11 protein-coding genes are annotated in these 14,145 nt (G+C 70.9%); 2 read left to right on the top strand and 9 right to left on the bottom strand.

What is annotated here, in order from left to right:
* Window positions 1-36: 36 nt before the first annotated feature.
* Window positions 37-2,442, bottom strand: a complete 2,406-nt coding sequence (pcrA, locus tag ACSNN9_RS24445) for a DNA helicase PcrA (RefSeq protein WP_436675570.1) — start codon at window positions 2,440-2,442, stop codon at window positions 37-39.
* A 431-nt stretch (window positions 2,443-2,873) separates the two neighbouring features.
* Here pcrA and ACSNN9_RS24440 point away from each other — a divergent pair, with 431 nt between their 5' ends.
* The gene (locus ACSNN9_RS24440) at window positions 2,874-3,266 is read left to right on the top strand and encodes a chorismate mutase (RefSeq protein WP_436675569.1); all 393 of its coding nucleotides are present in this window, start codon (window positions 2,874-2,876) and stop codon (window positions 3,264-3,266) included.
* Window positions 3,267-3,417: 151 nt separating this feature from the next.
* Here the strand turns inward: ACSNN9_RS24440 and ACSNN9_RS24435 are convergent, their stop codons facing one another.
* From ACSNN9_RS24435 to ACSNN9_RS24400, 8 genes are all read right to left on the bottom strand, one after another.
* Window positions 3,418-4,431, bottom strand: coding sequence for an ABC transporter ATP-binding protein (locus ACSNN9_RS24435; RefSeq protein ID WP_436675568.1), 1,014 nt, complete (start codon window positions 4,429-4,431; stop codon window positions 3,418-3,420).
* Window positions 4,424-5,446 (bottom strand): ABC transporter ATP-binding protein, encoded by a 1,023-nt coding sequence (locus tag ACSNN9_RS24430; RefSeq protein WP_358081554.1) that lies wholly within the window; start codon window positions 5,444-5,446, stop codon window positions 4,424-4,426. The genes ACSNN9_RS24435 and ACSNN9_RS24430 overlap by 8 nt, the downstream gene beginning before the upstream one ends.
* Before the next feature lie 26 nt (window positions 5,447-5,472).
* Entirely contained in the window at window positions 5,473-6,450 is a 978-nt protein-coding gene (locus ACSNN9_RS24425; protein WP_436675567.1) for an ABC transporter permease, read from the bottom strand.
* Between the two features lie 72 nt (window positions 6,451-6,522).
* Entirely contained in the window at window positions 6,523-7,449 is a 927-nt protein-coding gene (locus tag ACSNN9_RS24420; RefSeq protein WP_358080892.1) for an ABC transporter permease, read from the bottom strand.
* A 149-nt stretch (window positions 7,450-7,598) separates the two neighbouring features.
* Entirely contained in the window at window positions 7,599-9,242 is a 1,644-nt protein-coding gene (locus tag ACSNN9_RS24415; protein ID WP_436675566.1) for a peptide ABC transporter substrate-binding protein, read from the bottom strand.
* A 655-nt stretch (window positions 9,243-9,897) separates the two neighbouring features.
* Window positions 9,898-11,058: a Cys-Gln thioester bond-forming surface protein gene (locus ACSNN9_RS24410; protein ID WP_436675565.1), complete on the bottom strand. Its 1,161-nt coding sequence runs from the start codon at window positions 11,056-11,058 to the stop codon at window positions 9,898-9,900.
* A 191-nt stretch (window positions 11,059-11,249) separates the two neighbouring features.
* The gene (locus tag ACSNN9_RS24405) at window positions 11,250-11,936 is read right to left on the bottom strand and encodes a response regulator (protein ID WP_088998445.1); all 687 of its coding nucleotides are present in this window, start codon (window positions 11,934-11,936) and stop codon (window positions 11,250-11,252) included.
* Complete coding sequence (locus ACSNN9_RS24400) at window positions 11,936-13,201, bottom strand: PspC domain-containing protein (protein ID WP_357876084.1); 1,266 nt, start codon at window positions 13,199-13,201, stop codon at window positions 11,936-11,938. Before ACSNN9_RS24400 ends, ACSNN9_RS24405 begins: the two co-directional genes overlap by 1 nt.
* 172 nt (window positions 13,202-13,373) lie before the next feature.
* Between ACSNN9_RS24400 and ACSNN9_RS24395 the strand changes: the two genes are divergently transcribed.
* On the top strand, window positions 13,374-14,145 hold a 772-nt coding region (locus ACSNN9_RS24395), incomplete at its 3' end, for a PspC domain-containing protein (protein WP_436675564.1).

The following is a 14,145-nucleotide window of genomic DNA, read 5'->3' as shown; positions in this document are numbered from 1 at the left end:
GCCCGGCAGCACGCCGGGCCGGGCCGTTTCCGGGTCTCAGAGCTTGTCGATCGGGGCGTGCCGGAGCACCAGCCACATCGTCTGGTCGCCGAAGTCGATCTGCGCCCGGGCGCCCGGGCCGTGCCCCTCCACGGCCAGCACCCGGCCCAGGCCGTAGCGCTGGTGGTTGACCCGGTCGCCGGCGGACACCTTCGGCCCCTGCGGCAGCTCGCTCGCCGTGGTCAGCCGGCTGGCGTCGACCCCCAGCCGCTTCGCCAGCTGCGCCGCCTTGGGGGTGCCGCCGTTGAAGGCCCCACGCCCGCCGGGCACGCGGTCCGCGCGACCACCGACGCCGCCGCCCCCGCCGGCCCACGAGGTGTACGACCCCTCGGTGCGCTCCCAGCGGACCAGCTCCGGAGGCAGCTCCTCCAGGAACCGCGACGGCGGGTTGTAGGCCGGCTGCCCCCACGCCGAGCGGGTGACCGCCCGGGAGAGGTAGAGGCGCTGGCGGGCCCGGGTGATGCCCACGTACGCCAGCCGGCGCTCCTCCTCCAGCTCCCGGCTGTCGCCCAGCGAGCGCAGGTGCGGGAAGACGCCGTCCTCCAGGCCGGTCAGGAAGACCACCGGGAACTCCAGGCCCTTCGCGGTGTGCAGCGTCATCAGCGTGACCACGCCCTGGTGGTCCGGGTCGTCCGTCGGCACCTGGTCGGCGTCGGCCACCAGCGCGACCTGCTCCAGGAAGCCGGCCAGGGTCGCCCGCTCCCCCTCCTCGCCGACCGCCTCGATCCGCTCGGTGTACTCCCGGGCGACACTGACCAGTTCCTGGAGGTTGTCGACCCGCCCCGCGTCCTGCGGGTCGAGGCTCTCCTCCAGCTCGGTGAGGTAGCCCGAGCGGGTCAGCAGCGCCTCCAGCACCTCCTCCGGGCTGCCCGTCTCGGCCAGCTCGCGGGCGCCGTCGAGCAGGGCGACGAAGTCGGCGATGCCGTTGGCCGCCCGGGTGGAGATGCCGGGGGCGTCCTTGGCCCGCCGCAGCGCCGCCCCGAAGGAGATCCGGTCCCGGCTGGACAGCGCCTCCACGCACGCCTCGGCCCGGTCGCCGATGCCCCGGCGCGGCGTGTTGAGGACCCGGCGCAGGCTGACGGTGTCGTCGTCGTTGACCACCGCGCGCAGGTAGGCCAACGCGTCGCGGACCTCCTTGCGCTCGTAGAAGCGCACCCCGCCGACCACCTTGTAGGGCAGGCCGACCCGGATGAACACCTCCTCGAAGACCCGGGACTGGGCGTTGGTGCGGTAGAAGACGGCCACGTCGCCGGGGCGGGTCTCGTCGGCGTCGACCAGCCGGTCGATCTCGCGTGCCACCCAGTCGGCCTCGGCGTGCTCCGTGTCGGCCACGTAGCCGACGATCGGCTCGCCGGCGCCTGCCTCGCTCCAGAGCCGCTTCGGCTTGCGGGAGGTGTTCCGGTCGATCACCGCGTTGGCCGCGTTGAGGATGGTCTGGGTGGAGCGGTAGTTCTGCTCCAGCAGGATCGTCCGGGCGTCGCCGAAGTCGCGCTCGAACTCCAGGATGTTGCGGATCGTGGCGCCCCGGAACGCGTAGATCGACTGGTCGGCGTCACCGACCACGCAGAGCTCCGCCGGCTCGATCCCCTCCGTGCCGGAGACCAGCTCCTTGATCAGCACGTACTGGGCGTGGTTGGTGTCCTGGTATTCGTCCACCAGCACGTGCCGGAACCGCCGGCGGTAGCTCTCCGCGACGTGCGGGTGGGACTGGAGCAGGTGCACCGTCGTCATGATCAGGTCGTCGAAGTCCAGCGCGTGCGCCTCGCGCAGCCGCCGCTGGTAGAGCGTGTAGGCCTCCGCCAGCGCCCGCTCGTTGGGGCCCTTGGCGCGGCCCGCGAACTCCTCCGGGTCGACCAGCTCGTTCTTCAGGTTGGAGACCTGGGCGGCGAGCCCGCGCGCCGGATAGCGCTTCGGGTCGAGGTCCAGCTCCCTGGCGACCATCTGCATCAGCCGGCGGGAGTCGTCCGCGTCGTAGATCGAGAAGGTCGACTTCAGCCCGGCGTGCTCGTGCTCGGCGCGCAGGATGCGCACGCACGCGGAGTGGAACGTCGACACCCACATCAGGCGGGCGCGGGGACCCACCAGGTGGGCCACCCGCTCCTTCATCTCCCCGGCGGCCTTGTTGGTGAAGGTGATCGCGATGATCTCGCCGGGGTGCACGTCCCGGGCGGCCAGCAGGTAGGCGATCCGGTGGGTGAGCACGCGGGTCTTGCCCGAGCCCGCGCCGGCCACGATCAGCAGCGGCGAACCGGCGTGGGTGACGGCGTCGCGCTGCGGCCCGTTCAGGCCCTCGACGAGGGCCTGGGGATCGAGGTGGACGGCCGCCGGCCTGGGCCGGTGCGGCGAGGTCGGGGCAGGCGCCGACGCGGGCGGGGACGCGGGGATGTCGAAGAGAGGATGCATCGCACGGCGAGTCTATGCCGCCGGGCGGACACTTCCCCCGCCGCGCGCCCCGGCTCGCCCGGGCCGGTCCCGCGTCGCCCCGCGGCTTCGACGTTGACGCGCTCGTCGCCCACCTGGGCGCCGCGCCCCCGGACCCGCCGACCGCATCACCGGCCTCGGCTGCGGCGAGGGCGGTCCCGGCGTCACGACGGCGCCGGGGCCGCCCCTGCCGGCACGGGTTGCGCCGAATCCTTGCGCGGGCCGGCCGGAGGTCGGCATACTCGACGACATGTTCGGTCAGCGCTTCTACTTTTACTACGGCACCGGGAGTCCGGCAGCCGTGGGTCGCGCCTGATCAACCAGACCTACGAGAAAGCCCCGGGCTCCTGGAGCCCGGGGCTTTCTCCGTCCCGGGATCCGGGCACCGGGCACCTGACGGCAAGGGGTACCCGATGATGACAGACGTGGTGGAATCCAACGGCAGCCTGACGCGACCCGAGGCGGGCCGGCCCGGCCCCGGCGCCTCCGAGCCCCCGGTCGACGCGACGGGAGGCGCCGACGACGCCAGGCCGGAGGCGCGCACCGGCACCCCGGAACCGACCGCGGCCGCCCGGATCGTCGAGATCCGGGAGCGGATCGACGAGATCGACCGGGCGCTGATCGAGCTGTGGCAGGAGCGGGCCCGGCTCTCCCAGGAGGTCGGGGTGACCCGGATGGCCTCCGGTGGCACCCGGCTGGTGCTGTCCCGGGAACGGGAGATCCTGGAGCGTTTCCGGGCCGCCCTCGGCACCGACGGCACGCAGCTCGCGCTGCTGCTGCTCCGCGCCGGCCGCGGCCCCCTGTGAGGCGTACGCCGGCAACGGCCCGCCGTGCCCTTCCTTCGGGGCCGGGCGGCCCGCCCGCGCTCCCTCCGGGGTCGGGCGGGCCGCCCGGCCCCGGAAACGACGGAACCGCCTGCCGCCGTCGCGATGACGTCGGCAGGCGGTTCCGTGCGGGTCACGCCTCGTGCGTCTGCACGATCTCGCGCTTCTCCGCGAAGTGGCAGGCGCTCGGGTGGTCCGAGCCCTTGCGGATCTCCAGCAGCGGGACCTGCTCGGCGCAGACGTCCTGCGCCTTCCAGCAGCGGGTCCGGAACCGGCAGCCCGACGGCGGGCTCACCGGCGACGGCACGTCACCGGTGAGGCGGATGATCGCCTTGTTCTCCCGCACGGTCGGGTCCGGCACCGGCACGGCCGAGAGCAGGGCCTGGGTGTACGGGTGGGTCGGCCGCTCGTAGATCTCGTCCTCGGTGCCGATCTCGGCGATCTTGCCGAGGTACATGACCGCGACGCGGTCCGACAGGTGGCGGACCACCGACAGGTCGTGCGCGATGAACACGTACGACAGGCCGAGCTCGTTCTGGAGCTTCTCCAACAGGTTCATCACCTGCGCCTGGATCGACACGTCCAGGGCGGAGACCGGCTCGTCGCAGACGATGATCTCGGGCCGCAGGGCGAGCGCGCGGGCGATGCCGATGCGCTGCCGCTGACCGCCGGAGAACTGGTGCGGGTACCGGTTGATGTGCTCCGGGTTCAGGCCCACCAGGTCGAGGAGCTCCTTGACCTTGTCCCGGCGGCTGGCCTTCGGCGCCACCTCCGGGTGGATCTCGAACGGCTCGCCGATCAGGTCGCCGACCGTCATCCGCGGGTTCAGCGAGGTGTACGGGTCCTGCATCACCAGCTGGATCTGCCGGCGCAGTCGACGCAGCGCCGGGCCGGAGAGCTTGGAGATGTCCTGGCCCTTGTAGAGGACGCTGCCGCCGGTCGGCTTCTCCAGGTTCATCAGCACCCGGGCCAGCGTCGACTTGCCGCAGCCCGACTCACCGACCACACCCAGGGTCTCGCCGGCCTTGAGCTCGAAGGAGACCCCGTCGACCGCCCGGACGTGACCGATGGTCTTCTTGAACACCACACCCCGGGTCACGGGATAGTGCTTGACCAGGTCACGGACCTCGAGGATGTTCTCAGTCACGGTTCACCAGCTCCTCGGCGAAGTGGCAGGCGCTGGCCCGGCCGGCGCCGACCTGCAGCAGCGGCGGGACCTTCTCCCGGCAGACCGGCTGCGCCATGGGGCAGCGCGGGTTGAACGGGCAGCCCGGCGGGATGTTCATGAGGTTCGGCGGGAGGCCCTTGATCGTCCGGAGCTGCTGCCCCTTCTCGTCGAGCCGTGGGATCGAGTTGATCAAACCGATCGTGTACGGGTGCGCCGGCTTGGCGTACAGGTCGTAGACGTTGGCTTCCTCGACGATCCGGCCCGCGTACATGACCGCGATCCGGTCCGCGACGTCGGCGACCACGCCGAGGTCGTGGGTGATCAGGATCATGCCCATCTGCCGCTCGCGCTGGAGCTCGGCGAGCAGGTCCATGATCTGCGCCTGCACCGTCACGTCGAGCGCGGTGGTCGGCTCGTCCGCGATCAGCACCTCCGGGTCCAGGGCGAGCGACATGGCGATCATCGCGCGCTGCCGCATACCGCCCGAGAACTGGTGCGGGTAGCTGCTGAACCGGCCCTTGGCATTCGGGATCTTGACCTGGTCGAGCATCTCGATCGCGCGCTTCTTCGCGTCGGCACGGCTCATGCCGCGCCGCACCCGGAACTGCTCGGCGATCTGGAACCCGACGGTGAAGACCGGGTTCAGCGCCGAGAGCGCGTCCTGGAAGATCATCGCGATGCCCTCGCCGCGGATGCGGCGCCGCTCCTCGAAGGACATGCCGAGCATGTCCTTGCCGTGGAAGCGGACCTGACCGCCGGTGACGAAGCCGGGCGGCGTGTCGAGGATGCCCATGACGGTCTGCGCGGTGACGCTCTTACCGGAGCCGGACTCGCCGAGCACGGCGAGGGTCTCCCCCGCGTCGACGTGGTACGTGACCCCGTTGATGACCTTGGCGACGCCGTCCCGGGTACGGAACTCCACCCGGAGGTCGTCCACCTCGAGCAACCTGCCCGAGGGGCGGCCGGACGCGCCGGCCGCAGACTGCTCGGACACCAGAATGTCGGACAACTGAATCTCCCCTAGCGGAGTTTCGGATCGAGGGCCTCGCGGACCGCCTCACCGAGCATCACGAAGCTCAGTACGGCGGCGACGAGGAACGCGGCGGGGAAGAAGAGCAGGTAGGGCGCGACGCGGAGGAGGTTCTGCGCCTCGTTGATCATGATGCCCCAGGAGACCACCGGGCTCTTCAGGCCGACGCCCAGGAAGGACAGCGTCGCCTCGGCGCCGATGTACGAGCCGACCAGGATCGTCCCGTAGACCAGCAGCGGCGCGAGGCAGTTCGGCAGCAGGTGCTTGAGGATGATCCGGCCGGTGCCGGCGCCCAGCGCGCGGGCGGCGACGATGTAGTCCGCCTCCTTGGTGGCCAGCACCGAGGAACGCATCAGCCGCATCACGACCGGCCAGCCCAGCACGATCAGCGAGATGCTCACCAGGGCCATGATCTCGGCCTTGCTGTTGCTCGTGCCCGACCCGTTGAAGGTCGTCAGGATGACGATGGCACCCAGGACGAACGGCAGCCCGAAGAAGACGTCGGCGACGCGGGAGAGCAGTGCGTCCACCCAGCCGCCCCGGTAGCCCGCCACGATCCCCATCGCGCCGCCGAAGATCAGCACGCCGAGCACGGAGAGGAGGGAGACCACGATCGACGCGCGGGCACCGTAGATCACCCGGGCGAAGACGTCGCGACCCTGGAAGTCGTAGCCGAACCAGGCATCCGACGACGGGCCGACGAGGCTGTTCTGCAGGTTGCCGTTCTCCGGGTCGCCGGAGGTGAACAGCGAGGGGAACGCGGTCATCAGCATGAAGAGGACGATGAACCCCGCGGAGATCCAGAACAGCGGCTTGCGGCGCAGGTCACGCCAGGCGTCACCGAGCAGCCCGCGGGGCTTCTCCTTGCGGGCGCTCTCCGGCAGGCCCGCGTTGGTCGGCGCGCCGATCTCGTCGGGGGCCTGCGCGGGCGGCGTGCTGACGATCGAGGCGGCACTCGGGTCACTCATGCCCGTACCTCACTCCGCTCGGCGCGGGCACTGGTGTCCGCGCACGCTGCAATGATGATTCGTTCGCTGCGCTCACTCATAGCGGATCCTCGGGTCCAGGGCGGCGTAGAGCAGGTCGACCAGCAGGTTCATCAGCAGGTAGACGAGCACCAGGACCACCACGATGGAGACAACGGTAGCGCTCTCCTTGGTGATGATCGCGCGGTAGACCTGTCGGCCGATTCCGTTGACCTGGAAGATGCCCTCGGTGACGATCGCGCCGCCCATCAGGGCGCCGAGGTCGGTCCCGAGCAGCGTCACCACCGGGATGAGCGAGTTGCGCAGCAGGTGGATCCCGACCACCCGGCGCATCGGCAGACCCTTGGCGATCGCGGTACGCACGTAGTCGGCCCGCCGGTTCTCCGCGATGCTCGTGCGGGCCAACCGGGCGATGTACGCCATCGAGGCGCTACCCAGGACGAAGCCGGGCACGATCAGCTCGGTGAGCCGCATCTCGCTGGAGACCGTCGGCTTGACGATGCCCCACTGCACGCCGAGCAGCCACTGGGCCACGAAGCCGATGACGAAGATCGGCAGCGCGATCAGGAAGAGGCTGGAGACCAGGACCAGGTTGTCCAGGAAGCCGTTGCGGCGCAGGCCGGTCAGCACGCCCGCGGTGAGTCCGATGACCGCCTCGATGGCCAGCGCCACCAGGGCCAGCTTCAGGGTGTTCGGGTACGCCGTGGCGATGATGTCACCGATCTCCCGGCCGCCGAACGTCTGCCCGAAGTCGCCCTGGAAGAGGTTCTTCATGTAGTTGCCGTACTGCACGACCAGCGGCTCGTCGAGCTTGAACTTCTCGGTCATCATGTTGCGGAAGCTGTCGGGGCAGGGACGCTCGCCACACTTGCCCGCGAACGGGTCACCGGGCACCGACCACACGAGCCAGTAGATCAGGAACGTCGTCCCGATGAAGACCGGGATGAGTTGGAGCAGCCGTCTCAACAGATAACGGCCCATGGGGTGGTCCTCCAGACAGGGGGCGCGCGTCGGACGGCCGACACGGGGATGACAGACGTGGCAAGGCGGTGTGGTGACACCCACCTCACGGAACGGCCCGGGTCGGGCCCACCGGTAGGTGAGCCCGACCCGGGGTCAGACCGTTCGGATCAGAGCTCGACCGAGGTGAGGTCGAGTTCGCCGACGTTGGAGAGCTCGATCTTCTTGATCTTCTCCGAGTGGCCGGACTGCTGACCACCGAAGTAGACCGGGATCGAGGGGACGTCCTGGTCGATGAGGGCGACCGCCTCGGCGTACTTGGCGTGCGACGCCTCGAGGCTCGGCGCGGAGGCGGCTTCCTTGGCCAGCGCGTCGACCTGCGGGTTGCTGTACTTGCCGTCGTTCGAGGAACCGCCGGTCACGTAGAGCGGGCCGACCCAGTTCTCCACGTCCGGGTAGTCCTGCTGCCAGCCGGCGCGGTACATGCCGGTCATCTTGCCGGCGTTGATGTTCTGGCGGAACACCGCGAAGGTCGGCACGCCCTCGGCGCGGGCGTTGATGCCGAGGTTCGTCTTGACCTGCTGCGCGACGGCCTCCATCCACTCCTTGTGGCTGGCGTCGGCGTTGTAGTACATGACCAGCTCGCCGTTGAAGCCGCCGGCCTCGGCGAGGAGCTTCTTGGCCTCGTCGACGTTGAACTGGCAGGCGGTGCAGTTACCGGCCTTGGCGCCCGGGGTCAGCGGGTTGGCCCAGCTGTCGGCCGGCTTGCGCGAACCGAAGAAGATCTTGTCGCTGATCTCCTGGCGGTTGATCGACATCGAGATCGCGCGACGCAGCTTCGGGTTCTGGAAGCGCTTGTCGTAGATCGGGAAGGCGATGATGCCGGTCGACGGGGTGGTGGAGGAGATGGCCCGCTCGCCCAGGTCGTTCTTCCACTTGTCACCCGCGATGGCGGAGACCGGAACCTGCTGCTGGAAGTCCAGGTTGCCGGCGAGCAGGTCGTTGTACGCCGCCGTGTCGTCCTGGTAGAGCTTGATGTTTACGTCCTTGATCTTCATCTTGTCGTTCAAGGAGTAGTCATCGAAGCGCGTCAGCTTGATCTGGACGTCGTCTTCCCACGACACGAACTTGACCGGGCCGTTGCCGATCGGCTTCTTGCCGAACGTCTCGGCGCCCTGGGTGAAGAACGCGTCCGGCAGCGGCATGAAGGTGCTGTAGCCGAGCTTGGTCGGGAACACCGCGGTCGGCGCGGCCAGGGTGACCTCGAAGGTCCAGTCGTCGACGACCTTCAGGCCGGACATCTCCTTGGCGGCGGGCTCGGGGGCCTTCTTCGGGCCCTCGGCGCCGTCCGGGTCCTCGGTGTGGACCTGGTCGAAGCCCTGGATGTCCGCGAAGAAGCTGCCGTTCTGCGCGCCGTTCGGGGAGTAGGCGCCCCAGTTCCAGGCGTCCACGAAGTTCTTGGCCTTGACGACGGTGCCGTCGTGGAACTTCGTGTCCTTCTTGATCTTGATCGTGTAGACCTTGGAGTCGGTCGTCTCGATCGACTCGGCCACCGCGTTGCGCGGGGCGCTGCCGTCGTTCGGGTACTCGACCAGACCGGTCCAGATCCAGTCGATGATCGCCCCACCACCGGTCTCGGTGGTGTTCGACGGGACCAGGCCGACCTCCGGCTGAGTGCCGTCGATGGTGATCGCGCCGTCGGCGCTCGCGCCGGCGTCCCCGCCGTCGCTGTCACTGCTCGAGCAACCGGACGCGACGAGCGCGAATGCCGCGCCCAGCGCGACCGCGCTGCCTGCCCGCTTCGAGACTCTCATTCCGAGGGGCCTCCTCTTTCTGAACCTGGATCCGTCGTGGGTTTCACGCACGTATGGGGGTGACACGTCCGGCGCCCCGCAGTGGGGAGCCGGTTTCACCGCAGTGAATTCGGGACAAGAACGATGTACCGATCCGCCGGGCCACCTCGCCCTTCGTGCTCGACACCGCGCACACGAGACCACCACGGAGCGCCGTCAACAGGCGGGGCCCATGGTCGTCAGGCCGTACGGAGTGCCTCACATGAGGGGTGAGGTGCTGCCACTGTGACACCCACCGGCCCGTTCCGTGAAGGTGCCGTTATCAAGCCGTTAGTTGGTCGCCACGTTGCCGATACCCGAAAAAAGATCATGATGTACGCCGGTCGTACCGCTCTGAGCAGGAAAGACACGGTTCGGCGGAGGTTCCGGCCCCGGCCTGGGCCGGCCGGCTGTGAGCTTCCCCGCCTCCGCTGCGGCGCTTCCGTACGTCATCCGGGCGTTGGCCGTTTTTGCCCATCCGGACGATGTCGGCGTCGGCTGTGCGGGCACTATCGGCACCTGAGGGGACGAGGGTGTCGACGTCGCGCACCCGGTCGACGGGGCCCGAGAACCGCCCCGGCCCCGGCACCGCGCGGGGCGGTACCGGGGCCGGGGCCGAGCCGTCAGGCGGCGTCGATCAGGCCGTGAAGCGCAGCTTGCGACGGCGGAACAGCAGCACGGCGACCGCGCCGGCGGCCAGCAGCGCCACGCCGGCGGCGATGGAGGCGGCGATCGGGGAGCCGGTCAGCGGCAGGTCGCCGCCGCCGCTCGCGGGCGACGTCGACGGGGCCGGGCTGTCGACCGGGGCGGTCGGCGACGGCGACTCCGCCGGGGCGCTGGGCGACGGCGACTCCGCCGGAGCGCTCGGCGACGGGGACTCGGTCGGGGCGGCGGCGAACGCGGCCTCGGCCTTGGCGGTCACGGTCGCGCCGGTGCTGCCACCGAGGATCAGCTTCTGCGCGGCGCGCTCGCCGGTGAAGAGGAAGACCCGGCCGAAGGAGACCGAGTCCTGGGCGGAAACGGTCACCTTCACCTTGCCGGCGCCGTCCGCGGCGAGCCAGAACTGCCCGCCGTTGGTGGTCGTGGTGACCGGCTTGCCCTCGGCGTCGACCGCCGAGCCGCCGTCGACCGCGACGGTGATCTCGCCCGCCGGGCCCTTGACGGTGAAGGGGCCGGCCTTCTCGCCCACGGTGGCCTTGGCGCTCGCCGGGTCGACGCTCAGCTCCGCCTTCGGCTCGGGCTGGTCGGTGGCGTTGGCGACCAGGTAGTCGTGGACCTTCTTGACCACGTCGTACTGCTCCTTGGCGAGCAGCTTCGGGTTGTCAACCCAGTCACCCAGCTTGACGCCGTCGCTGAAGTTCCAGATGGCGGTCTGGGTGCCGAAGTAGAGCAGCTTGTCGGCCTCGTCCTTCGCCGGTGCGGCGGCCCCGGCGGCGGCCAGCAGCTTGGCGGAGTCGGCGTTCGGGTAGCCGTGGGTCAGCACCCACTGCACCTTGCCGAGGTTCTTCACCTGGGACTCGTCCCAGGTGCCCTCCTTGTACTCGCCGTCGATCGCCACGTTGGTGTGGTAGTCGATGCAGAAGGCGGGGACGAGCTTCCCGTCGATCTTGAGCGCCAGCGCACCGGTGCTCTTCGGCTGCCCGTTGAGCATGAGCGTGACGTTGCTGCCCTTGACCGACTTGGCCACGCCGGTCTTGTCGGCGGCGGCGGCCGGCGCCACCGCGCCGAGTGCCAGCGCGCCACCGGCGACGGTCGCCAGGGCGATCCGCGCCCAGCGCCGTCCTCGTTGTCCGAACATCAGTTTCCTGCACCTCTCCCCAGGGGTGACCCGCGCACGGCGGGTTGCGTGAAAGCCGCCGTTCCCGCGGGATGCGCACCACCCGCACGCGAGAACGCGACGGGGCATTATGTGACGGGAGTTGATCGTTTGTCAGCCCCTGTGGGCGGCAATCGTCGCTTCCGTCCGAAATGACGAGGAAAGGAAATGGATCACACGAGCCGGCGGTCGGCCGCCCAGCGGGACAACTCGTACCTGTTGGACATCTGGAGCTTGCGAAGCACGTTCGACACGTGCGTCTCCACCGTCTTGATGGAGATGTAGAGCTCCTTGGCGATCTCCTTGTACGCGTACCCCCGGGCGAGCAGCCGCAGGACCTCGCGCTCGCGGTTGGTGAGCTGGTCCAGCTCGGGGTCCGCCACCGGGGCGTCGGGACGGGCGGCGAACGCGTCCAGCACGAACCCCGCCAGCCGGGGGCTGAACACGGCGTCGCCGTCGGCCACCCGGCGGACCGCCGCGGCCAGCTCCTCCGGGGAGATCGTCTTCGTGACGTAGCCCCGTGCACCCGCCCGGATCAGCCCGATCACGTCCTCCGCCGCGTCCGAGACGCTCAGCGCCAGGAACTTCACCTGCGGGTGGGTACGCCGCATCGCCTCCAGCACCGCCCGGCCGCCGCCGTCGGGCATGTGCACGTCGAGCAGCACCACGTCGGGCAGCGTGACGGCGATCCGGGTGACCGCCTCGCCGACGGTGCTCGCCTCGCCCACCACCTCGACGTGCGCGCCCAGCTCGGCGCGGACCCCCGCGCGGAACATGGCGTGGTCGTCGACGAGGAAGACCCGCAGCCGCTCGGTGCGGGCCGCCGCCCCCTCGACCGGTTCCATCGACTGCTCGGTCATCACTTGTCCCTTTCCGCCGTTGCCGGGTCCCGGGTGATCGGCAGGATCAACCGGACCTCGGTCCCTTCCCCCGGCCCGGAGCGGATCTCCGCCCGGCCGCCGTGCCGCTTCATCCGCCCGATGATCGAACCCCGGACCCCGTGCCGGTGATCCTCCACCGTATCCGGGTCGAAGCCCTTCCCCCGGTCCCGGACGAAGGCGCTGACCTGATCGGGCTCGACCTCGGCGTAGAGCGAGACCGTCTGCACCCCGGCGTGCCGGGCGGCGTTCACCAGCGCCTCGCGCGTGGCCGCCACCAGCGCGCCGACCCGCTCGTCGGTCTCCCGGTCGCCGACCACCACCGCCTCCACCGTGATCGCGAACGTGTCCTCGACCTCGGCGGCGGCCTGCTCGAGGGCGGCGGCGAACCGCTCGGTGGGCGAGCTCGTGGGCTTGTAGAGCCAGTTGCGCAGGGAACGTTCCTGCCCCCGGGCGAGCCGCTGGACGGTCTTCACGTCGCTCGCGTTGCGCTGGATCAGGGCCAGGGTGTGCAGCACCTGGTCGTGCACCATGGCGGCGAGCTCGGCCCGTTCCTGCTCCCGGATGCGCCCCTCGCGCTCCGAGCGGAGCTGGTTGTACGTCCGCCACAGCACCGGCGCGGCCACCACGCCGACCCCGGCGAGCCCGACTAGGGCGAAGATCACGCCGTTGAGCACGGCGTCGAAGTTCTGCGCCGGGGAGTAGACCGCGGCGACGCCGATGATGCCGACCGCGACCAGCACCCCGCCGCCGATGAACCGGAGCACGAAGGCCCGCCGGTCGCTCTCCTCCACCACCGCGCCCAGCCAGGGCACCGGCATGGTGTCGCCCCACTGCCGCCGCCGCTCCGGGGCCGACTGGTGCCAGATCACCCCGGCGCCGACGGCGATGATCGCGACCAGCCAGCCGGCGGTGCCGGCCGCGCCGACCGAGTCGAAGACCATCACCTGCACCAGCAGCACGCCGAGGCCGATCGCGACGAACGGCAGCAGCTGGGCGACGTCCCTGCGGGCCGGCACGGCGGTGTCGCCCGGTCGCAGCGGCACGACCGCCCAGAAGGCCGCGTAGAGCAGCAGGCCGAGCCCGCTCAGCCCGAGCAGCACCATGAAGGCGACCCGTACCCGCAGCACCGAGATGCCGAGGTGGTCGGCGATGCCGGCGGCCACCCCCGCGGCCATCCGGTGCTCGGGGGCGCGGTAGAGGCGGGGTGGCTGTGTCACGGCGCTGATCGGAGACTCCCTGGTCACGGCGGGCACGAAAGCGGGCGACGGCCCGTTGCCGGCGTCGGATCGATCGTCACACGGCGCGCCACCACCCGACCACGGGGACGCCCCCGACATTCGGGCCGTCGGGATCTCAGGGTGGGGTCAGGGTCGGGTCCTGAGGCCGTCCGGCGGGTCCGGGCAGCAGGATCGAGACATGACCGAGGAAGCTGCCCAGTCCGCCGGCCCCGGGGCGGCACAGCCGGGTGGAGCACCCCCCACCGCGACGCCGCCGGGCGGATCCGCGCCCACCGACTCCGCAACGCCGCCGCCGGTGGCCCCCCCGGCCGCCGCAGACGCGGGTCGGACGCCACCGCCCGGCGCCGGACCGGGCCCCGGACCGCAGCCGTCGTTCGGCGGCGCCGGCTTCACCTCGCGGTACGGGCTGGTGCGCCCCCGCGACGGTCGCTACCTGGCCGGCGTCTGCGCGGCGATCGGCCGGGCCACCAACACCGACCCGGTCCTCTGGCGGGTGCTGCTGGCGGTGCTCGGCTTCTTCGGCGGCATCGGCATCCTGGTCTACGTCACCGCCTGGCTGATCATCCCGGGCGAGGGCGACAGCGCCTCCCCCGTCGAGTCCATGCTGGGGCGGGGCCGGTCCAGCATGTCCCCGGTCACCGTGATCGTGCTGAGCATCCTGGTCGCGATCAGTTTCGGCTACATCGTCACGGACGCGTTCCGGGCGGTACTGCTCGGTGCCACGATCCTGATCGGCGGCGCGCTGCTGCTGAACCGCGACCACAGGGGCGCCCAGGGCGCGCCGGTCGGCCCCATCCCGCCCGTACCGCCCACCGTCCCGCCCGGGCCGGTGCCCCCGGTCGGCCATCCGGCCCCGGTCGCGTACGCGGCCCCGCCGACCGTGGCCGTGGCTCCCGCGGCGGGCCCGGTCCCGACCCCGCCGCCGACCGGCGCCCCGGTCGCCTGGGGTG

Source organism: Micromonospora sp. URMC 107, from assembly GCF_051386315.1.
Lineage (GTDB): Bacteria > Actinomycetota > Actinomycetes > Mycobacteriales > Micromonosporaceae > Micromonospora.
The sequence above is the reverse complement of the archived record's forward strand: the minus strand, read 5'-3'. Positions and strand labels throughout refer to the sequence as shown.